The organism is Albidovulum sediminicola, assembly GCF_025751575.1.
Classification (GTDB): Bacteria; Pseudomonadota; Alphaproteobacteria; order Rhodobacterales; family Rhodobacteraceae; genus Albidovulum; species Albidovulum sediminicola.
In genome coordinates, this window is record NZ_JAOWLA010000009.1 from 12,255 (window position 1) to 31,487 (window position 19,233).

The 19,233-nt window shown below is 66.1% G+C and carries 19 protein-coding genes and 1 riboswitch; of the genes, 9 read left to right on the plus strand and 10 right to left on the minus strand.

Annotation, left to right across the window (positions count from 1 at the left end):
- Positions 1 to 17 precede the first annotated feature (17 nt).
- From OE647_RS10595 to OE647_RS10605, 3 genes are all read right to left on the minus strand, one after another.
- Positions 18 to 1,658: a BCCT family transporter gene (locus OE647_RS10595; protein WP_263721696.1), complete on the minus strand. Its 1,641-nt coding sequence runs from the start codon at positions 1,656 to 1,658 to the stop codon at positions 18 to 20.
- Positions 1,659 to 1,706: 48 nt separating this feature from the next.
- Positions 1,707 to 2,123: a universal stress protein gene (locus OE647_RS10600; protein WP_263721697.1), complete on the minus strand. Its 417-nt coding sequence runs from the start codon at positions 2,121 to 2,123 to the stop codon at positions 1,707 to 1,709.
- Between the two features lie 658 nt (positions 2,124 to 2,781).
- Complete coding sequence (locus tag OE647_RS10605; RefSeq protein ID WP_263721699.1) at positions 2,782 to 3,234, minus strand: universal stress protein; 453 nt, start codon at positions 3,232 to 3,234, stop codon at positions 2,782 to 2,784.
- Positions 3,235 to 3,633: 399 nt separating this feature from the next.
- Here OE647_RS10605 and OE647_RS10610 point away from each other — a divergent pair, with 399 nt between their 5' ends.
- Complete coding sequence (locus OE647_RS10610; RefSeq protein ID WP_263721700.1) at positions 3,634 to 3,960, plus strand: hypothetical protein; 327 nt, start codon at positions 3,634 to 3,636, stop codon at positions 3,958 to 3,960.
- Positions 3,961 to 3,969: 9 nt separating this feature from the next.
- Here the strand turns inward: OE647_RS10610 and OE647_RS10615 are convergent, their stop codons facing one another.
- A complete protein-coding gene (locus OE647_RS10615; RefSeq protein WP_263721701.1) occupies positions 3,970 to 4,884 on the minus strand; it encodes a LysR substrate-binding domain-containing protein in 915 nt (304 codons plus the stop codon).
- 189 nt (positions 4,885 to 5,073) lie between these two features.
- On the opposite strand from OE647_RS10615, the gene OE647_RS10620 reads away from it, so the two are divergent.
- The 3 genes from OE647_RS10620 to OE647_RS10630 are packed head-to-tail and all read left to right on the plus strand — an operon-like array spanning position 5,074 to position 8,547.
- A complete protein-coding gene (locus tag OE647_RS10620) occupies positions 5,074 to 7,521 on the plus strand; it encodes a GcvT family protein (RefSeq protein WP_263721703.1) in 2,448 nt (815 codons plus the stop codon).
- A 22-nt stretch (positions 7,522 to 7,543) separates the two neighbouring features.
- The gene (locus OE647_RS10625) at positions 7,544 to 8,257 is read left to right on the plus strand and encodes an AraC family transcriptional regulator (RefSeq protein ID WP_263721704.1); all 714 of its coding nucleotides are present in this window, start codon (positions 7,544 to 7,546) and stop codon (positions 8,255 to 8,257) included.
- Positions 8,254 to 8,547 (plus strand): helix-turn-helix domain-containing protein, encoded by a 294-nt coding sequence (locus OE647_RS10630; RefSeq protein ID WP_263721705.1) that lies wholly within the window; start codon positions 8,254 to 8,256, stop codon positions 8,545 to 8,547. Before OE647_RS10625 ends, OE647_RS10630 begins: the two co-directional genes overlap by 4 nt.
- 37 nt (positions 8,548 to 8,584) lie before the next feature.
- On the opposite strand, the gene OE647_RS10635 is transcribed toward OE647_RS10630, so the two are convergent.
- Positions 8,585 to 9,484: a LysR substrate-binding domain-containing protein gene (locus tag OE647_RS10635; RefSeq protein WP_263721706.1), complete on the minus strand. Its 900-nt coding sequence runs from the start codon at positions 9,482 to 9,484 to the stop codon at positions 8,585 to 8,587.
- A 125-nt stretch (positions 9,485 to 9,609) separates the two neighbouring features.
- Here OE647_RS10635 and OE647_RS10640 point away from each other — a divergent pair, with 125 nt between their 5' ends.
- Positions 9,610 to 11,169 (plus strand): trimethylamine methyltransferase family protein, encoded by a 1,560-nt coding sequence (locus OE647_RS10640; RefSeq protein WP_263721707.1) that lies wholly within the window; start codon positions 9,610 to 9,612, stop codon positions 11,167 to 11,169.
- Between the two features lie 87 nt (positions 11,170 to 11,256).
- On the opposite strand, the gene folE2 is transcribed toward OE647_RS10640, so the two are convergent.
- Positions 11,257 to 12,354 carry a GTP cyclohydrolase FolE2 gene (gene folE2, locus OE647_RS10645; RefSeq protein WP_263721708.1) on the minus strand — a complete coding sequence of 366 codons (1,098 nt, stop codon included), beginning with the start codon at positions 12,352 to 12,354 and terminating at the stop codon, positions 11,257 to 11,259.
- Positions 12,355 to 12,450: 96 nt separating this feature from the next.
- Positions 12,451 to 13,626: an O-succinylhomoserine sulfhydrylase gene (metZ, locus tag OE647_RS10650; RefSeq protein ID WP_263721709.1), complete on the minus strand. Its 1,176-nt coding sequence runs from the start codon at positions 13,624 to 13,626 to the stop codon at positions 12,451 to 12,453.
- A 45-nt stretch (positions 13,627 to 13,671) separates the two neighbouring features.
- A riboswitch (SAM riboswitch) is annotated at positions 13,672 to 13,750 on the minus strand.
- 99 nt (positions 13,751 to 13,849) lie between these two features.
- On the opposite strand from metZ, the gene OE647_RS10655 reads away from it, so the two are divergent.
- A complete protein-coding gene (locus tag OE647_RS10655) occupies positions 13,850 to 14,104 on the plus strand; it encodes a hypothetical protein (protein WP_263721710.1) in 255 nt (84 codons plus the stop codon).
- Between the two features lie 66 nt (positions 14,105 to 14,170).
- Positions 14,171 to 14,872 (plus strand): glutathione S-transferase N-terminal domain-containing protein, encoded by a 702-nt coding sequence (locus tag OE647_RS10660; protein WP_263721711.1) that lies wholly within the window; start codon positions 14,171 to 14,173, stop codon positions 14,870 to 14,872.
- A gap of 8 nt (positions 14,873 to 14,880) precedes the next feature.
- Here the strand turns inward: OE647_RS10660 and OE647_RS10665 are convergent, their stop codons facing one another.
- From OE647_RS10665 to ftsY, 3 genes are all read right to left on the minus strand, one after another.
- Positions 14,881 to 15,489 carry an inner membrane-spanning protein YciB gene (locus OE647_RS10665; RefSeq protein ID WP_263721712.1) on the minus strand — a complete coding sequence of 203 codons (609 nt, stop codon included), beginning with the start codon at positions 15,487 to 15,489 and terminating at the stop codon, positions 14,881 to 14,883.
- A 3-nt stretch (positions 15,490 to 15,492) separates the two neighbouring features.
- Positions 15,493 to 16,392 carry a DMT family transporter gene (locus OE647_RS10670; RefSeq protein ID WP_263721857.1) on the minus strand — a complete coding sequence of 300 codons (900 nt, stop codon included), beginning with the start codon at positions 16,390 to 16,392 and terminating at the stop codon, positions 15,493 to 15,495.
- Between the two features lie 81 nt (positions 16,393 to 16,473).
- A complete protein-coding gene (gene ftsY / locus OE647_RS10675; RefSeq protein ID WP_263721713.1) occupies positions 16,474 to 17,622 on the minus strand; it encodes a signal recognition particle-docking protein FtsY in 1,149 nt (382 codons plus the stop codon).
- Positions 17,623 to 17,712: 90 nt separating this feature from the next.
- Between ftsY and OE647_RS10680 the strand changes: the two genes are divergently transcribed.
- Both OE647_RS10680 and OE647_RS10685 read left to right on the plus strand, forming a co-directional pair.
- Positions 17,713 to 18,783 carry an alkane 1-monooxygenase gene (locus OE647_RS10680; protein ID WP_263721714.1) on the plus strand — a complete coding sequence of 357 codons (1,071 nt, stop codon included), beginning with the start codon at positions 17,713 to 17,715 and terminating at the stop codon, positions 18,781 to 18,783.
- Positions 18,784 to 18,842: 59 nt separating this feature from the next.
- Positions 18,843 to 19,232 carry a hypothetical protein gene (locus OE647_RS10685; RefSeq protein ID WP_263721715.1) on the plus strand — a complete coding sequence of 130 codons (390 nt, stop codon included), beginning with the start codon at positions 18,843 to 18,845 and terminating at the stop codon, positions 19,230 to 19,232.
- The last annotated feature ends 1 nt before the right edge of the window (position 19,233 follow it).

Here is a 19,233-nt window from a genome sequence, read left to right on the forward strand (position 1 = left end):
AGGTCAAAGGCGGCGCGTCAGCGGGCTTCGCTCATCAGCCCCCGCAAGGTCGCCCAGCACATGAGCAGAAGGACCGCCGTGAAGGGCAGCCCGGTCGAAATGACCATTGCCTGCAACGCCCCCAGTCCCCCGCCCACAAGAAGCACGATCGCCACGGCGCCCTCGAAGGTGCACCAGAAGACCCGCTGCGGCAGCGGCGCATCGACCTTGCCGCCAGCGGTGATCGTGTCGATCACGAGCGAACCGGAGTCCGACGAGGTCACGAAGAACACGATGACCAGGATGATGCCGATGACGGAGGTGATCGTGGCAAGCGGCAAGCCTTCCAGCATCGCGAAAAGCGACAGTTCAGGCACATAGCTGTCGATGACATAGGCCTTCACCGAACTGGCGGTGGGGTCGCTCAGCACCTGATCAATGGCCACGCCGCCGAAGACGGCCATCCACAGGACGCAGACGAGCGAGGGGATCAGCAGCACGCAGATGATGAACTCCCTCACCGTGCGCCCGCGCGAGACGCGGGCGATGAACATGCCGACGAAGGGGGACCAACTGATCCACCAGGCCCAATAGAACGCCGTCCAGCCCTGCATGTAGCTCGTATCCTCGCGTCCGAAGGGGTTCGACAGCGGCACGATCGAGGTCGCATAGGCGCCGAGGCCACTGATGAAATCGGCAAAGATCGTCGCGGTCGGCCCGGCCAGAAGGACGAAGACGAGAAGCAGCGCCGCGATTGCCATGTTGATCTCGGACAGTACCTTCACGCCACCGTCCAGGCCGCGCAACACCGATCCGAGCGCCACCGCGGTGATCACGGTGATCAGCAGCACCTGCACCGTGATGGTGTTCGGTATCCCGAAGATATGCTCAAGCCCGGCGTTCGCCTGCTGCGCGCCGAAACCAAGCGAGGTCGCCAGCCCGAAGAGCGTCGCGAAGACGGCAAGAATGTCGATGACATGGCCCACCCAGCCCCAGATCGCCTCACCGAAGATCGGGTAGAAGGCCGAGCGGATCGTCAGCGGCAACCCCTTGTTGAAGGTAAACAGAGCAAGCGCAAGCGCCACGATCGCATAGATCGCCCAGGGGTGCAGCCCCCAATGGTAGATCGTCGCGGCAAGGCCCATGTTCCTGGCCGCCTCGACGTTCTCGGGGATGATCGTGCCATCCTCGGCGATGGGGGAGGCAACGCCGAGCGGCTCTGAGATCGCCATGTGGTAGACCGGCTCCAGCACGCCGAAGAACATCAGGCCAATGCCCATGCCGGCGGCGAAGAGCATCGCGAACCAGCCCATGTAGCTGTAGTCGGGCTTCGCCTCCTTGCCGCCAAGGCGCACCGCACCCCATGGGCTGACAATCAGGAACAGGCAGAAGACGACGAAGATATTCGCCGCCCCCAGGAAGAACCAGTCGAAGGTCGAGGTGAGCCAGGGCCGGAGCCAACCGAAGACCGAGCCGGCCTGCTCCGGCAAGGCAAGCGCGTAGAAGACGAAGGCCACGATGCTCAGGCCCGAGACGAGGAAGACGGGGTTGTGAACGTCAAAGCCGAAGGGGCCAAGCTGGCCCTCGATGTTGTCCTGACCGATCATGTAATCGGTGTCGATGAGATCCGCCGCGCCTTCCGGGATGGGGATGCCTTGTGTGCTGTCCTGTTCGTCCATGGGGCCGCCTCCTCTCGCAGTGTTCTGTTATCTTCGGTTCCCGGGCCGTCAGCCACGCACCAGCATGACCGACACGCGCGAATGCAGCGCCAGGGTGCCGCCATGTGACGCCCAGATGTAGTCGGTCACATTCGGGACATGCGTGGCCATCACCACCAGATCGGCACCGATCTGCTCGACGGTGTCATGCAGGGCCTTGTCGAGTTCCGTGGTCGGGTCGTGATTGATGACCAGATGGGACGTGCCGCGATGGCCATGCCTGTCGGCTTCCGCCTTGGCAAATCCGGAAAGGAGCGCGGCGACCTCCTCGGGGCGGTGGCCAAGATCGCTGGGTTCCGCGCTGGCGACCCCGACATAGCACACCCGCGCGGAATAAAGCCGCGCGAGATCGGCCGCCACCTGGAGCGACGTCGACACCCTGTCCAGATGCCGCAAATCCACGGGAACCATGATGTTGCTGAACACTTCGTCCTCCCTTTCGCGCCAGAATAAGCGCTCTCCCCTTGGCGCTCTTGACGGGGTTCTCACGGCCCGCGTGCCCGGTTCCGGCCAACAGAACGGGGATAGCCCTGATCCAGCCGGTCGGCATGCCTGATGCGATCAAGGACGGGCATGCCTGCCATTGGGCCGTTTGCGGCATCCGCCCATTTTGCGAGCCGCATGTTGTATTATAACAACATTTTCCCCGATTAGCCAAATCGGGCGGTCCGGGTGCAGACCGGTGTCGGACTAGCGTGCAACCCAGCCAGCCTGAGCGAAGCGGCCTTCGCGTCTGGCGTGCAGGTGCTTCACAGGCCCTTGATGTGCTTTTCCGGGGCTTCGGCCACAGCCTCGGATTCAGAGGAGGCGCCAGTCGGAGGGCAGGTTCACGCTCCATCCTGCGACGGCCACCGTCCACGTCACAGGCAGGCCGAGGCTGACGGCGAAGCGCGCAAGGTGGCGGCGTGCAGGAAATCCGCGGCGGCCGCTTTTTAGGGCAGTCCGGGAGCCCGTCGAGGGGCTTGGCCGTCGTGGCCTCGACCATCTCCTCGATGACCGGAGATGCCCCACAGCAGACTTCTCAGCCGATCAGCAGCGTGATCGGGCCGTAACGGGCGGGTTCCTCTTCTTCCGCCCCAAACCGTCACTTGACGGTAAGGACGGGGCATTTCGCCAGCAGTTCGACGCGATGGGAAACGCCCCCGCGCAAGGTTGCCTCGATGTTTCCGAGGCCGCGCGAGCCGATGACGATGATGCTGACGCCGTTCTTTTTCGCGACGTCCACGATGGTGCGCGCGACCGGGCCGGTTTCGACCACCTTGGCGATGTCAGTCGCGCCCTTCGTCCGGGCGATGTCCTCGGCCTCGGAGAGCAACTCGCGCGACAGAAGCTTGATCGCTTCGTACTCGGCCCCTGCGATCTGCTCCAGTTGCGCGTATTTGCGCAACTCCTCCGATACCTTCGGGGTCTGGCGCGGCCTCAATACCGTCAGGATGAGAAGTTTCGCGTTGCAAGCCGCCGCGATTTCCGCCGCATATTCAACGGCCTTGAGCGAATGACCGGAGCCATCGACCGCGACCAGAAGCTTCTCAATCATTCTCATCTCTCCCTTGGTGGACAAGCAAGTGGCGGGTCGCCGCACCGACGGCATCGATCGGCCAAAAGCCGAAGGGACCGCGCAAGACGCCCTTCCGGCGCCCCAGCCGAAGGTACAGCACTTCGCGCATTGAGGTAAACGTCGTTCAGGCACGAACCCAGGTCTTGATCCTCACCGCGGGCTCAGCCGGCTGCCAGGACACCGCCGGGTCGCATCGCATCCGCCCTGCCGAAGGCCGCTGCGGGAAGGGCCTTGACCGGACGCGGACGAGACCCTACGAAGCGTCACCGACGATGCGCCGATTTGACGTTCAGATTGCGGGCGCAAAACAAATGCAGCTAAAGCGAAGGTGCATCCGCCCCTTCGACAGACATGCGCAAGAGCGCGATGGAGGTTAAGGTGGCTGACGGCAACCATTCACAGACTATTCCGAACTGTCCGATCCCGGTTTCGCAGATCGACGCGACCCGCGCGGGATTTCCAGGAACCGCAGTGACGTTCGAGATCGAGTTTCTCGTGACCGATCCCTGGTCCGGGCTCGCGGTGATCGCCAGAGCCATGGCCGCGTGCGGCCTCGCGCTCGAAGCACTGCGGTGTTCCGGCGACGGCGCGATCCTGTGCCGGGTCGCCGACACCCCCGGTTGCGATCTGGCCCGGCTGGCGCAGGTGCTCGACGGGGCCGAGGACGTCCGCATCTTCCGATGGACCACGGTCCTGGGATTCTGAGGCCCTTGCTCAGCGGTTCGGGTACTCCGAGACCGAGATGATCCAGTCCCGCACCAGACAGGCATGCGGCGACAGCGGACGCTCGGTCGACCACACAAGGTAGATCCCGTTGTCGGTGCGCCAGGCCCATTCCTCTAGTCCGACAAGCAGTTTCCGCTCGATCAGATTGCGAACGATGTGCCGCCAGCCGAAGGCGAAGCCCTCACCCGCGGCGGCGGCCTGAAGCACAAGGGCGTAGTCGTTCAGCCGGAGGCCCGAGTCCAGATCCTGCCGGACAACGCCGTGGTGGGCGAACCAATGCGCCCAGGTCGGGCGCACGCGCACCGGCTCCTCCAGGTGGATAAGCCGCTGCTCTGCCATGTCCGCGATGGTTCCGATGCCGCCCGCGCCCAGCGCGAAGCTCGGACTGACGACGGGAAAGATTACCTCATCCGCGATCCGCGCCGCTGCACAGCCCGGCCAGTCGCCGTCGCCAAGGCGAACGGCAAGGTCGATATTCTCCGCATCAAGGTCGGGCTCACGGTCGCTGTTTTGCAATCGCAGGTCGATCGCGGGATGGCGCGCGCGCAGATCCGGCAGCTTTGGCATCATCCAATAATATGAGAATGCCGAGGAGGCGTTCAGCGTGACATGCTCGTCGCGCCCCATGCGGTGAACGGCCAGAACCGAGGCCTCGATCTCACCCAGTGCGCGCGAGACATCCGAGTAAAGCCGGTGCCCGGCGCTGGTCAGTTCGACCTTCCGGTGCCCCCGATGGAAGAGTTTTACGCCCAATCCTTCCTCAAGCTGCTTGATCGCGGCGCTTACGGAGGGTTGCTGGGTGCTCATTTCATCCGCTGCCCTGGTGAAGGAACCAAGCCGCGCCGCTGCCTCGAACACCACGAGGTTTCGGGAGGAGGAGACGAGTTTCCAGAGCTTTCGCATAATCTGTTTCTATCTTATCCATCGCCATTTTCAACGGTCACAACCGCCGGTCCACACCCTAGGGTCGGTCAGCTTCTGCCAAAGCCGCCGATGGCGGGACGCGCCCGCGCGCCCCTTGTGGCCGCGAAAGCCGACGCCGGGCCCCGAACGCCCTGCACCGCCACGAAACTCACGACCTGAGAGGCCACGATGCCCGAGATCATCAAGGAAGAATCCACCGGGCAGAAGGCGCTGCCGAGCCATGCCAAGGTCGTCATCATCGGCGGCGGCGTCGTCGGCTGCTCGATCCTGTTCCACCTCGCGAAGTTCGGCTGGAAGGATGTCGTTCTGCTGGAGCGCAACGAACTGACCTCCGGCTCGTCCTGGCACGCGGCGGGCCAGATCCACACGATCAGCTCCGACCCCAATATCTCGCGCCTGCAAAGCTACACGATCGGCCTTTACAAGGAGATCGAGGAGCTCTCCGGCCAGTCCGTCGGGCTGCACCTGACCGGCGGCTTCTACCTCGCCTCCAACAAGACCTGGTACGACTACCTGAAGCGCGAGCGTTCGAAAGCGCGCTACATGGGCCTGAACCAGGAGTTCATATCGCCCAAGGAAGTGGCCGAGCGGCATCCCCTGATTGACCCGAAATACTACTACGCAGCCCTTTGGGACGATCAGGACGGCGACCTTGATCCTTCGGGCACTACCTATGCCTTCGCCAAGGCCGCACGCCACTATGGCGGCCGTTACTTCACCTACACGCCGGTCACCGCGACGACCCAGCGGCCCGATGGCACCTGGGACGTGACCACGCCCAACGGCACCATCAACGCGGAGCATGTGGTGAACTGCGGCGGCCTCTGGGCGCGCGAGGTCGGCCAGATGGCGGGCCTCAATCTGCCCGTACAGCCGATGGAGCACCATTACCTTTTGACCGAACGGATCGACGCGATCGCCAATGCGGGCAGCCGACTGCCCTGCGGCTTCGACTATGAGGCGAACCTTTACTTCCGCCAGGAACGCGACGGGATGCTCCTGGGCACTTACGAGCCCAAGGGAACGCCCTGGAAGGTGGAGGGCACGCCCTGGGACTTCGGGCATGAGCTCTTGCAGCCGGATCTGGAACGGATCGCGGACCGGCTCGAACTTGGCTTCGAGCGCATCCCCGCGCTTGGCAATGCCGGCATTCGCCAAGCGATCAACGGCCCCTTCACCTTCGGCCCCGACGGCAACCCGATGATCGGCCCGGTGCCGGGCATGCGCAACTACTGGTGCGCGGTCGGCGTCATGGCAGGTTTCTGCCAAGGCGGCGGCGTCGGCCTGACGATGGCCGAGTGGATGATCGACGGCGAGCCCTCGATCGACGTCTGGGCCATGGACGTGGCGCGGTTCGGGGACTGGGCCTCGCCCGACTGGGGCACCATCAAGTCCTGCGAGAACTACGAGCGTCGTTTCGTGATGACCTTCCCGAACGAAACGCTGCCAAAGGGCCGCATGCAGCAGACGACCGCGCTTTTCGACCGGCTGACCGCGAAGGGCGCGCGGATGGGGCCGTCCTTCGGACTCGAACACGCGCTCTGGTTCGCCGACAGCCCCGAGGACGCCTGGGAGGATCCGACCTTCGAGCGCAACCGGTCCTTCGACTATGTCGCGCGCGAGGTGAAGGCCGTGCGCGAGGGCGTCGCGGGCATCGAGGTCGCGAACTTCGCCAAGCACGAATTCAAGGGCGCCGGCGCGCGGGCCTATCTGGACCGGACCATGGCGGGTTACATCCCGAAACCCGGCCGCATCGCGCTGTCCCCGATGCTGACCCCGAAGGGCCGGCTTTACGGCGACCTGACCGTGGCCTGCCTTGCCGAGGATCACTTCATGGTCTTCGGATCGGGCGCGATGCAGGACGCCCACCGCCGCTGGTTCGAAAAGGACCTGCCGGCGGACGTCGCCTATGCGAATGTGACAGCCGATTGGCACGGGGTCGCGATCTCTGGCCCGAAGTCCCGGGATCTGCTGGCGCGCATCACCCGTGACGATGTCTCCTCCGCGGCCTTCAGGTTCCGCGACACGCGCAAGACCTTCGTCGGCGGCGTTCCAGTGATCCTCAACCGGATCAGCTTCTCGGGAGAGCTTGGCTATGAGATCTACTGCCGCCCGCAATATCTTCTGAAACTCGCCGAGGCGATCGAGGAGGCGGGCGCCGATCTTGGCTATCGCTGGTATGGCAACCGCGCGCTGATGTCGCTCAGGCTCGAAAAGGGCTGGGGCGCCTGGGCGCTGGAGTTCCGGCCGGACTTCAACGCGATCGAATCCGGGCTCGATGTCTTCATCAACTGGAAGAAGGACTTCGTCGGAAAGGAAGCAACCCTGAAGTTCCGGGACGAGGGTGCCAAACGCAAGCTCGTCACGCTCGCCATCGACAGCGAGATCGACGTGACGGTCGATGAGGCGGTGCTGAAGGACGGCCGCGCGGTCGGATACATCACCTCGGGCGGCTACGCGCACCACGTCGGCAAGTCGATGGCGCTGGCCTATGTCGCGGCAGAGCACGCAGCGCCAGGCGCGAAGGTCCAGGTGGAGATGCTGGGTCAGTTCTACGACGCCGAAGTTCTGGGCGGGCCTGTCTACGACCCGGATGGCACGAAGATGCGTGCGTGAGGCCTGATGGGGGAGACGGGCCATGACCAAACCGATGAACATCGCCACGGCGTCCGCCGAGCCGGTTCTTCGGCGCGAACCCAAGCGCTACGTCTTCTTTCTTCTCCGCTCCTTTTCCGCGCTCGATCTTTGTGCCGCACTCGACGCCCTGAAGGAGGCGAACAGCTTCGACGGGACCGCGCGCTACACCTGGACGACGCTGAGCGAGGACGGCAACCCGGTCGTGGCGTCGAACGGGTTGGGTTTCACGGCCGATGGGATGCTTTCGAACCTTGACCGCCGGGACACGGTCATCGTTCTCGGCGGGGACGACTTCGTATCGGCCGGGACGCTGCCCGTGCAGGCATGGCTGCGCCGCCAAGCCCGCAAGGGCGTGACCGTCGGGGGTCTACGCCGCGCGGCCTTCGTTCTGGCGCGCGCGGGCCTGCTTGACGACCACGAGACCGCTGCGCATTGGTCCTGCCAGGCCGCGTTGAAGGAGGTCCACCCCGATCTCGAAATCACCCGCGGCGTCTTCCAGATGGGTGAGGCGCGCTTCACCGGCGCGGGCGGGGCATCGACGCTCGACATCATGATCCATCTCATCAGCCGCGAGCAGGGCACGGATGTCGCCACCTGGGTCGCCGACCGGCTGGTCTATTCCGCGCACGCTGCGGGCGGCAGGAGCAGACCATCGGCAACAGTTGCCGGCTGGCCAGCCGCAACGACAAGGTCGCGGAAGCCATCGGCATCATGACCCGCGAGATCGAATTGCAGACCCGCCCCGAGGCCATCGCGCGGCGGGTCGGCGTTTCCAGCCGGCAGCTTGAGCGTCTTTTCGCGCGGCACCTCGGCACCTCACCAAAGTCATATCTGACGAAGCTGCGCCTGGAGAAGGCGCGCGCGCTTCTGTTGCAGACCAACATGAAGCTGATCGAGGTCGCCATCGCCAGCGGCTTCAACAACCCCGATCATTTCTCTAGGTCCTACCGGCGTCACTTTGGCCTGTCGCCCTGGCTCGAGCGCGGCATCGGCGGCCCTGAGTGAAACCATCCCTCCGGGCAGCGCCTGGGCGGCCGCGGGGCTAGACGCCCAGCAGGGTATCCGACGCGCCGGTGGCGGAAGCCTGAAGCAGCCATTCGGCAAAGGCGGCCACGTCCGGGTTGCGCGTAGCACCGGGCTCATGGGCCAGGAAATACCCGTAATTGTCCAGCTGATGGCTGCTCAGCCGCCGCAGCCGCCCGTCCCCCAAATCACGCGCGACCAGCGCGTCGTTCAGGGCGATGCCCTGCCCGTCGATGACCGCCTGCACCCGTACGTTCGGGTCGGCGATCGTCAGCATGTCCGTCCGGCTTGAATAGCGCAAACCCGCAACCCGGTGCCAATCCGCCCAGGCCCGCGCGCCGCTGCGATCGGCCAGCAGCGTCAAGCGCCCCAGCGCGGCTTCGAGCCCGAGGTCGTCGATCATCGCAAGTGCCTCGGGCGCGCCGGTTGCAAAGGCCGGGCAGAGGAACAGCGGTCGGATCGCCACATCCGTCCAGTCCCCGCAGCCCCAACGAATGGCAAGGTCGATACCCTCCGCCCCCAGTTCCGACAGGTCGATCATGGGCTGGATGCGCAGCCGCACGCGGGGATGGGCCTTCATGAACAGCATCAGCCGCGGCGAGAGCCATCGCGAGGCGAAATAGGTGGTCACCCCGATGGTCACGGGACGCGCCGGAGCCTCGCGCAGGTCGGCGATCCGCGCCTCGACGGCATCGAACGCCACCCCGAGCGTCATCCAAAGCTCCTGTCCCTTGGGGGTCAGGGAAATGCCGCGGGGAAGCCGGTTGAAAAGCGGGAAACCAAGGGCGTGTTCAAGCCCACGGATCTGGTGGCTGACGGCGCCCTTGGTCAGGTTGAGCTCTTCCGCCGCGGCCGCAAAGCTTGCGTGACGCGCGACGATGCTGAAGATGCGCAGACTGTCGTAGTGCTGAAACCGCATGCTTCCGTATAATTTTCCTATACCATCCATGCAATTCGTTTCGCTTGTTCTTGCGGCAGGACTGGCTCTACGAACGCCTATACGGGCGCTGCGGCGACCCAGGCCACAGATCGGAGGGTCTAGCATTGCTATCCTCGGAAGGACGCGCAACCCCGCCCACCGCAACCCCAGGCAGGCGCGGCGGCCGGGCAAGGCGCAGGGCCGGCGATACCGGCCCCACGGCGGCGGGCGCCGTCCGACGCCGGATACCGGCCTGTGAGCTTCTGGATGCGGAGGCGCTGGCCGCCCTCGAAGAGCAGGCCGACTGGATACTGACCGAGATCGGGATCGAGTTCCGGGGCGATGCGGAGGCGCGGCGGCTCTTCGCGGCGGCGGGCTGCCGGGTCGAAAACGAACGGGTGCGGTTCCAGCGCGGTCAGGCCGCAGAAATCTGCGCCACGGCCCCGGCGGAGTTCACGCTGCACGCCCGCGATCCGCGCCACTCCGTGATCCTTGGCGGCGATCACCTGGTGCTGATGCCGGGCTATGGCTCCCCCTTCGTGACCGACCTCGACCGGGGGCGGCGCTACGCGGCAATCGAGGATTTTCGCAACTTCGTGAAGCTCGCCTGGATGTCTCCCTGGCTCCAGCACTCTGGCGGCACGGTCTGCGAACCAACCGACATTCCCGTGAACAAGCGCCACCTGGACATGGTCCACGCCCATCTTACGCTGTCGGCCAAGCCCTTCATGGGGGGCGTCACCGCGCCGGAGCGGGCCAGGGACTCGATCGAGATGGCGCGGATCGTCTTCGGTGCCGGGTTCGTCGCGGAAAACGCGGTGATGCAGGGCAATATCAACGTCAACTCTCCCCTCGTCTTCGACGAGACGATGTCGGGCGCGCTGCGGGTCTATGCCGAGGCCGGGCAATGCGTTTGCGTTTCACCGGCGATCTTCGGTGGCGCGATGGGGCCGGTCACGCCCGCCGCCATCGCCGCGCAGACCCATGCCGAGGCCATGGCCGGGATCGCCCTGGCGCAGCTCGTGCGTCCGGGCTGCCCCGTCGTCTACGGCAGCTTCCATAACACCATGAGCCTGAGATCTGGCGCGCTGACCTTCGGCACGCCCGAGGCGAACCTCGTGACGCTGGCGCTGGGGCAGCTTGGCCGCAGGCTCGGGGTGCCGGTCCGTTCCGGCGGCGGGCAGATCACCGCGGCGAACGCGGCGGACGGCCAGGCCATGGCGGACAGCACATCGGCCATGTGGGCGACGATCCTGTCGGGCGCGAACCAGGTCTGGCATGCCGCGGGCTGGCTCGAAGGCGGGCTGACGATGGGCTATGAGAAGTTCGTGATGGACCTCGACTGCTGCGGCGCCATGCTGAAGCTCGTCGCGGGCATGGCGGTTACGCCCGAGACGCTGACGCGAGAATCCTACCGCGAGGCTGGGCCGGGTGAGAACTTCCTGTCGACCCGGCACACGACAGAGCATTTCGCGACCGCGAATTTCCTGCCCGGCATCGCCGAGGCCGGCCCCTACGAGACCTGGGCCGAGGGCGGGCGCCAAGGCGCCGAGGAACGCGCCAACGCGCGCTGGAAGGCCATGCTCGCCGCCTACGCGCCGCCTGCCATCGACCCCGCAATCGAAGGGGAACTGGGGGCGTTCATCGCCCGGCGCAAGGCGGCGATGCCAGACGAATGGTACTGAGCGAAACGGCACTGGCGCTGGCACCGTCCAGGGCACGCGCTCGCATCACCGGCCAGACCCGCCTGCGGGCCGAGGCCGCGCCGAATGTCAGCCGATCTTGTGAAGCGATGCGAAAAGCCGAGGGTCAATGCTTTCCGAGACGAAGGTCGAACCCTCGGTCAGGACCGAGACCGCATCATGCGAATGCAGGCTTTCCTGATGGCTCGCGACGATCCGGAAATCGCCGATCCGCTCATCGGCCAGCAGCCGTTCGGCGAAGCTGCGCGCCGCATCCTCGACGAAGATGGGATTGGCCGCGTTCAACTCGGCAAAGGCCTGTTCGTCCTCGCGCTTGACCATGACCTGCGTTTCGGTCGGCACCGCGGCACGGGCCAGGTCGATCAGATCTTCGTACCAAAGCCGCTTGCCGCCGCTTTCCACCGCCGAAATGCGCGCGACGGAACGCTGCGAATGCGGTGTCGCAAGCTGGCCGCGCGACTGGCGGGCATGCTCGGACAGTTCCAGCGAACAGGGGCAGGTCGAGGAATAGACGTAGTCGAGATGGATGATCCGCTTGCGCAGCCCATCACGCTCCACCAGTTCAAGCGCGATATCGTAATACTGCCAGCCGCTGAGCCCCGAGCGCAGCGAGGCGACGCGCGCGGGGAACGAGAACCGCATCATCAGCCGCGCGTCGATGCTGTCATGGTCGCTCTTGTAATCCTCCAGCACCGCCTCCAGCACCGAGAAGGAGAAGGTGCGCTCCGCATGGGCGTAGAAGGACCGCATGATGCGGCTCATGTTGATGCCCTTCTTCTCGCCGATCAGGCTGACCGTCCCGGTGACGGAGGTTTCCAGCGTGATGTCGCTGCCGTCGCGGGTGTGGAAGCGGATCGGCAGGCGGAAGTTGGAGATACCGACATGCTGGATCTGCGCCTTGGCCCCGACGATGAGGCTCGACGGGCCGTTCTGCAGGTCCGGCATTGTGACGCGGTAGTCGGCATCGGCGACGAAGTCGTCGGGATAGACGCGCGAGAGATCGGGGTAGTTCCCGACCTCGCGCCCCGGCAGAAGCCGCGCGATCGCGGGGTCGAGCCGCGCGACCTCGGTCGGATCCGCGTTCACCGCCCAGCGCCGGAGAAGCCGAAGCGCCTCTTCGGCGTCGGCGCGATCGGGTTCGCGGTCAATCTCGCCCACGAAGTTCATCGGCATCTCCCAGGCCCAGAGGGGCACGACGTATTATGTGGGTGTGTGGGGTCTCTTGTCCAACCCTACACGAACAGTTGCAAATATATTGCGACGTCACACCGCCGCCAAGGCACGGGTCAGATCGGCCAGCAGATCCTCCGGGTCCTCAAGCCCGATCGACAGACGCACCAGACCCGGCGTGATGCCCAGCAGCACCTTCTGTTCGGCTGGCAGGCGCTGGTGCGTGGTCGTCGCGGGATGGGTGATGATCGACTTCGCGTCGCCAAGGTTGTTGGAGATCGTCACGATCTCAAGCGCGTTGAGGAAGCGGAACGCGCCCTCCTGCCCGCCCTCGACCTCAAGCGTGACGACGGTGCCGCCAGCGCCCATCTGCTCCATGGCGATCGCGTGCTGGGCATGGTCCTTGAGCCCGGGATAGATCACGCGGACCAGCTTATCATGGCCGTTCAGCGCCTCGGCGATCGCCAGCGCGGAGGCCGCCTGCTGACGCACGCGCAGGTCCAGCGTCTCCATCCCCTTGAGCATGACCCAGGCGTTGAACGGGCTCAGCGCCGCGCCGGTGTGCTTCAGATAGGGCTCCAGCACCTTGCGGATATAGTGTTTTGTTCCGCAGACGATGCCGCCCAGGCAGCGGCCCGACCCGTCGATATGCTTGGTCGCGGAATAGACGACGACATCGGCGCCCAGTTCGACCGCCTTCGAGAAGGTCGGCGTCGCAAAGACGTTGTCAACGACCACCGTCGCGCCGACCGCATGGGCGATCTCGGCCACCGACTTCACGTCGATGACCTCTAGCGTCGGGTTGGAGACCGATTCGAGGAAGACCGCCTTGGTCCCCTCGCGCACCGCGGCGCGCCACTGGTCCAGGTCGGTGCCGTCGACCAGCGTCACCTCGACCCCGAAGCGGCCGAGGATTTCGAGGACATAGAGGCAGGACCCGAAGAGCGCGCGGGCCGCGACGACATGGTCCCCGGCCTTCAGCATCGAGGTCAGCGCGCCGTTGACGGCGGCCATGCCGCTGGCGGTCGCGAAAGCGTCCTCCGTTCCTTCGATCGCGGCCATACGCTCTTCGAAGATGCGCACGGTGGGGTTGCCGTAGCGGGCATAGATGAACTCGTCCGGCCCGCTCTCGATAAAGCGCGCCTCGGCCTGTTCGGCGCTGTCGTAGACGAAGCCCTGGGTCAGAAAGATCGCCTCGGACATCTCGCCATACTGGCTGCGCCGGGCCCCGGCGTGGATCAGTTTGGTGCGCGTCTTCCAGTCAGTCATGGCCGTTCCTCCGGCAACAAAAAAGCCCCCACCGGGACGGGTGGGGGCCAATGGCCACCGACCTTTTTAGCGGCATGTTTAACGTGGCCCGCAATCCGGTGAACAAATCGCCACAGCAGGGCGATAGCGCGAAGCGCGCGCAAGGTCAACCGGCTGCCGGGGGGTTGTGGGCCGGCCGGTGTTGGGAGAAAGTCGCGCGACAGACGGAAAAGGAGGTCCCCCCATGCCCCGTCCCCTGATTGCCCTCGCCCTGACCCTGGCCGCCTGTGCCCCAGCGGGCCAGGCCCCCGAGGTCGGATCGGTCAACTACGCCGGCACGGCCTATCCGATCCGCGCACTCGCCTCCGACCCGTCGGTCTGGCGCCTTGAGGTCGACGGCCAGGTCGTCACCTGCCGCGCAGCGACCGAGACGGATTGCTACTGGTCGCTGCGCGCTTTCCTTCAAAGCCGCGCGGCGCTTGACGATCTGGAGCCTTGAGCGCGTCTGGCGTCACCCCCTTTACCAGACGGCGGGCGTTTGGCGCCCAAACCCACGGGACCCTGAATGACCGATGCCATCGACGCCTATTTCTGGCCCACCCCCAACGGCTGGAAGCTGACCATCGCGCTGGAGGAGATGGAGCTGCCCTACCGGCTGCACCTGATCGACATCGACCACGGCGCGCAACACGCACCCGCGTTCCAGAAGATCTCGCCCAACGGGCGCATTCCGGCGATCGTCGATCCGGACGGCCCCGGCGGCGAGCCGGTATCGATCTTCGAAAGCGGGGCCATCCTGCTCTATCTGGGCCGCAAGACAGGGCGCTTCCTCGGCACGTCCGAACGGGAGCGACTGCGCGTCCTCGAATGGCTCATGTGGCAGATGGGCGGGCTGGGGCCAATGGCCGGGCAGGCGCATCACTTCCTGCGCGTGGTGCCGCGCGCGCGTCCCGAACTCGACGCGACCTATTCTCAGGACCGTTACCGCGCCGAAACCGCGCGGCTTTACGCCGTGCTTGACCGGCAACTCGCCCACCATGAATTCATCGCGGGCGATTTCCTCTCGGTCGCGGATTTCGCCGCCTGGCCCTGGGCCTCGCAATGGATCCGGCAGGAGCAGGTGCTGGAGGAGATGCCGCATGTCGCGCGCTGGCTGCGCCAGTTGGGCGCGCGCCCGGCGCTGCGACGTGGGCGGCTGCTCCATGCTGAACTGCGCAAGGAAAACGCGGCTGAACTGGCTTACCGGCGCGAGATCCTCGGCGGTTAAGGGCGGGCTCAGCCGTCCTTCTCTCCGTCCTTGATGCCGTAGCGCTGAAGCAGCCGGCCCTGCGCCATGAAGAAGACGAAGACAGCGGCGGTCAGGCCGAAGGTCTTGAAGTTCACCCAGGCCTGGTCGGACATCGTGCGCCAGATGACCTCGTTCAGGACCGCAAGGGCGGCGAAGAACGCGGCCAGGCGGCGGGTCAGGATCATCCAGCCCGCATGCTCCAGCGGCATCACCTCTTCCATCACCAGCGCGAGGTAGGAGGTGCCGCGCAGGAGCCCGAAGCCCAGAACACCCGCGAAAAGCAGGTAGATCATCGTCGGCTTCATCTTGAAGAAGCGTTCGTCGTTGAACCAGACCGAAAGCCCCCCGAAGACGATCACGAGGACAAGCGTCACGATCTGGATCGCGGCGATGCGTCCGGTCAGCCGCCAGAGCACCAGCGTCGCGGCGATCATGAGCGGAATGAAAAGCGCCGTCGCCAGGATGAAGCCGCCATAGCTGGTGCCGCCAAGGATGACATGGGCGTCCTTGAAGCGCGTGAAGGCCACGAAGAAGGCGAGCACCGGCCCGAATTCCAGCGCCAGCTTCAGCCACGGGTTGATCTTGCGTCCGGCCACGTTCTACCCCGCCAGTTTCACGACCGCGGCTCCGGCCGCGATCAGGATCATCAGGCCCAGCCTGCGCGGCCCGACCCCCTCCCCCAGCATCAGCCAGCCGATCAGGGCGGCGAACAGGGTGGAGGTTTCCCGCAATACCGCCGCCTCCCCCACCTTGTCGAGCCTTGTCGCCAGCATGAAGGTGCCGAAGCTCGCCCAGGCCACGACCGCGCCCACCAGGCCGCGCAGCGCGAGGGCTGGAATCGCCGAGGACGGCAGGAGGCGCCAGCGCCGCCAGGTCCAGACCGGCATGAAGACGCCGTCGATCAGGAAGAACCAGGCCAGGAAGGTAAAGGGGTCGGCGGTGGCGCGGATACCGAAGGCGTCATAGGTGGAATAGAGCGCGACGAAGCCCCCGGTCAGGACCGCCAGCAGCAGGGCCGGCGCCAGCGTGTCGCGCCCGAGGGTCAGGGTGCGGTAATTGTAGGCGGCAAAGCCCCAGATCCCCGTGACCAGGATCGCGACGCCCAGCCATTGGCCGGGCGTGAAGTGTTCGCCCAAAAGCACCCCCGCGCCCAGCACGGTAAAGAGCGGCGCGGTGCCCCGCACCACCGGATAGACCACCGTGTAGGCACCGCGCGAATAGGTCGCCGCCTGCGCAAGCTTGTATCCGGCATGGATCACGAAGGCGCCCGCCAGGATCGGCCAGAGGTGTGGCTCGGGCCAGGGCACCAGGAAGAGCGCCATGGGAAGCGCCATGAGCGCGTAGGAGGCATCGATCGCCGCGCGCGAGAGCCAAGGGTCGTGGCGCCCCTTCTGCAAGGCCCCGAAGAGCGCGTGTGTGAACGCCGCCCAGAGCGCGAGGCCCATCGCCAGGCGATGCCCGGCATCGGTCCCTTCGAGCGAAACGAGCCAGTCGCTCAGCAATCGAGACGCGCCGGGGGCTCTGCCCCCGGACCCCCGGAGTATTTGCGCCAGAATGAAGAGGCCGGGCCCATCCCGGCCTCAGTCGTTCAGCCCGACAAGGGCGCGGGCGAAGTCCTGCGGGTCGAAGGGGGCAAGATCGTCGATCTGTTCGCCCACGCCGATCGCGTGGATGGGCAGGCCGAAGCGGTCGGCAAGGGCCACGAGAACGCCCCCCTTGGCGGTGCCGTCGAGCTTGGTCATGACCAAGCCCGACACATCGGCGAGCTTGCGGAAGGTCTCGACCTGGCTGAGCGCGTTCTGGCCGGTCGTCGCGTCCAGAACCAGCAGCGTGTTGTGCGGGGCGGAGGCGTCCTTCTTGCGGATGACGCGGACGATCTTTGCCAGTTCCTCCATCAGGTCCTGGCGATTCTGGAGCCGCCCGGCAGTGTCGATCAGGAGCAAGTCAGCGCCGTCCCGTTCGGCCCGGTCCATCGCGTCGAAGGCGAGGCTCGCGGGGTCCGAGCCCTCGGGCGCGGTCATGACCGGCACGCCCGCGCGGGTGCCCCAGACCTGCAACTGCTCGACCGCGGCAGCGCGGAAGGTGTCGCCAGCGGCGATCACGACCTTCTTGCCCGCGGCGCGGAACTGGCTCGCCAGCTTGCCGATGGTCGTGGTCTTGCCCGACCCGTTGACGCCGACCACCAGCACGACCTGCGGCTTTTTCGCGTAAAGCGGCAGCGGGCGGGCGACAGGCTCCATGATCCGGGCGACCTCGCCCGCCAGGAGGCCCTTGATCTCCGTGACCGAGAGCTTGCGGCCCATCCGGCCCTCCGCCAGGTTGGCGGTCACGCGCAACGCGGTTTCGACCCCCATGTCGGCCTGGATCAACACCTCTTCCAGGCTTTCGAGCATCGCGTCGTCCAGCACCCGGCGCGGCTCGGCCGGCTCGGCGCGTCCGAAAAGGCGCCCGAGGATCCCGGGCTTTTCGGCCAGCGGCGCGGCGGAGGCCGGGACCTCCGAGGGCGGTACGGGAATTTCTGCAGGCGTTGGCACAGGCGCTTCCGTGGGCGGCTGCGGCTGTTCGCGTGGCGCGGGCGGTGGCGTTTCGATGGGTGCCGCTGGGGGTGCGTTAGGGGGCGTCTCGTCGGGGGCCGCGTCGGGCGCTTCGGCGACGATCGCCTCCAGCCCCTCTTCCAGCTTCGAGGAGGATTTGAAGAGCCGTTCCTTCAGTTTCGAGAAAAACGCCATTGCATACCCCGTCCGTGATTGTCTCCACCTAGTCTTTTTGGCCCGGGGATGGAAGAGTGGCGCCGTCGTCAGAAAGGACCGGATCCGCAGATGCCCAGGCCACTTGCTGCCAGATTGATCGACCCGTTCGTCCGTTTCGCGGTGGCGGGCGCTCTGCCGGTGGTCCTGTTGGGGCTGGCCGCGCTATTCGGCGGGGGGTTCGGCCTTTCGGCCTTCCTCTGGATCACGGGGGCCACGTTCCTTCTGGACGAGGCGGAAGTGGTGCCGCGCGGGATCATGGGCGGGGCCGAGGACCGGCGCCTGACGCTGTGGCTGCCAGTGACGCTCGCCGCCGTGCATTTCCTGATGATCCCGCTGGTGCTCTGGTCGCTGACGACACCCGGGCACGGGCTCTGGGGGTGGTTCGCGACCTTCCTCGCCTTCGGGCTGTGGTTCGGCCAGGTGTCGAACGCCAACGCCCATGAGTTGATCCACAGGAGCGACCGGCGGCTTTTCCGGCTTGGCATGTGGGTCTATATCACGTTGCTTTTCGGCCACCACACCTCGGCCCACCGCAGGGTCCACCACCGCTTCGTCGCGACCCCGGACGATCCCAACACCGCCCAGCGGGGCGAAAGCTTCTACGCCTTCGCGGCCCGTGCCTGGCCCGGCGCGTTCCGCGCGGGCTACGAGATGGAGAAGTTCCTGATGCGGCCGCGTCTGGGGCGGAAGGCCGGCCGCATCAACCCCTATGCGATCTATGTCGGCGGGGCGCTGGCGGTCCTCCTGGCGATCGGGGCCGTCTTCGGACTGGCCGGTGTCCTGGTCTGGCTCGCGCTTTGCGCACATGCGCAGTCGCAGATCCTCTTGTCGGACTATGTCCAGCACTACGGCTTGCTGCGCAAGACCGGCGCGGACGGCGCGCCGGAACCTGTCGGACCCCAGCACAGCTGGGATGCGCCGCAGGGCTTCAGCGGGCTTGCGCTTTTGAACGCGAACCGCCACGCGAGCCATCACCTGCGCCCGGGCCTGAGCTTCGCCGAGCTGGAGCTTTCGCCGGGCGGTCAGGCGCCGCTCCTGCCCCATTCACTGCCAGTGATGGCGACGGCGGCGCTGTTTCCCCGCCTTTGGCGCCGGATCATGGACCGCCGTTTGCCGCCGGAAGAACCGCAACGGTTCTGACCCCTTCGCGATGGCGCCGAGGCATGCGATGCTGACGCGACACCAGATTGGAGCTTGCCATGCGCGGCGCCCTGCTTCTGGCCCTTTTGTCCGGCCCCGCGATGGCCGCCGACGACCTGCCCCTGACCGCCGGGGAGTTCGAGGCGCTCACGACCGGCCGCACGATCACCTACTCGAGCGGCGGCACCTATTACGGCACCGAACAGTACCTGCCCGGCCGCCGCGTCATCTGGACCTTCGGCAGCACCTGCCAGGAGGGGACCTGGGCACCCGACGGGGACATGATCTGCTTCACCTATGAAGACAGAACCGAGCCCTCCTGCTGGCAGTTCCGCCGCCGCGACGGAGGCCTTGCGGCCTGGAGCGGCGACGACCTTGAGGGCGAGCCGCTGATCTCGACCTACCAGAGCCGGGCGCCGATGGCCTGCGGACCGCAGGTGGGCGTCTGAC

Bases quoted from the DNA above. Each gene is read 5' to 3' on its own strand.
- OE647_RS10595 (WP_263721696.1), bottom strand. From the start codon at position 1,658: ATGGACGAACAGGACAGCACACAAGGCATCCCCATCCCGGAAGGCGCG.
- OE647_RS10605 (WP_263721699.1), bottom strand. From the start codon at position 3,234: ATGATTGAGAAGCTTCTGGTCGCGGTCGATGGCTCCGGTCATTCGCTC.
- OE647_RS10615 (WP_263721701.1), bottom strand. From the start codon at position 4,884: ATGCGAAAGCTCTGGAAACTCGTCTCCTCCTCCCGAAACCTCGTGGTG.
- OE647_RS10620 (WP_263721703.1), top strand. From the start codon at position 5,074: ATGCCCGAGATCATCAAGGAAGAATCCACCGGGCAGAAGGCGCTGCCG.
- OE647_RS10625 (WP_263721704.1), top strand. From the start codon at position 7,544: ATGACCAAACCGATGAACATCGCCACGGCGTCCGCCGAGCCGGTTCTT.
- OE647_RS10630 (WP_263721705.1), top strand. From the start codon at position 8,254: ATGACCCGCGAGATCGAATTGCAGACCCGCCCCGAGGCCATCGCGCGG.
- OE647_RS10635 (WP_263721706.1), bottom strand. From the start codon at position 9,484: ATGCGGTTTCAGCACTACGACAGTCTGCGCATCTTCAGCATCGTCGCG.
- folE2 (WP_263721708.1), bottom strand. From the start codon at position 12,354: ATGAACTTCGTGGGCGAGATTGACCGCGAACCCGATCGCGCCGACGCC.
- metZ (WP_263721709.1), bottom strand. From the start codon at position 13,626: ATGACTGACTGGAAGACGCGCACCAAACTGATCCACGCCGGGGCCCGG.
- OE647_RS10655 (WP_263721710.1), top strand. From the start codon at position 13,850: ATGCCCCGTCCCCTGATTGCCCTCGCCCTGACCCTGGCCGCCTGTGCC.
- OE647_RS10660 (WP_263721711.1), top strand. From the start codon at position 14,171: ATGACCGATGCCATCGACGCCTATTTCTGGCCCACCCCCAACGGCTGG.
- ftsY (WP_263721713.1), bottom strand. From the start codon at position 17,622: ATGGCGTTTTTCTCGAAACTGAAGGAACGGCTCTTCAAATCCTCCTCG.
- OE647_RS10680 (WP_263721714.1), top strand. From the start codon at position 17,713: ATGCCCAGGCCACTTGCTGCCAGATTGATCGACCCGTTCGTCCGTTTC.
- OE647_RS10685 (WP_263721715.1), top strand. From the start codon at position 18,843: ATGCGCGGCGCCCTGCTTCTGGCCCTTTTGTCCGGCCCCGCGATGGCC.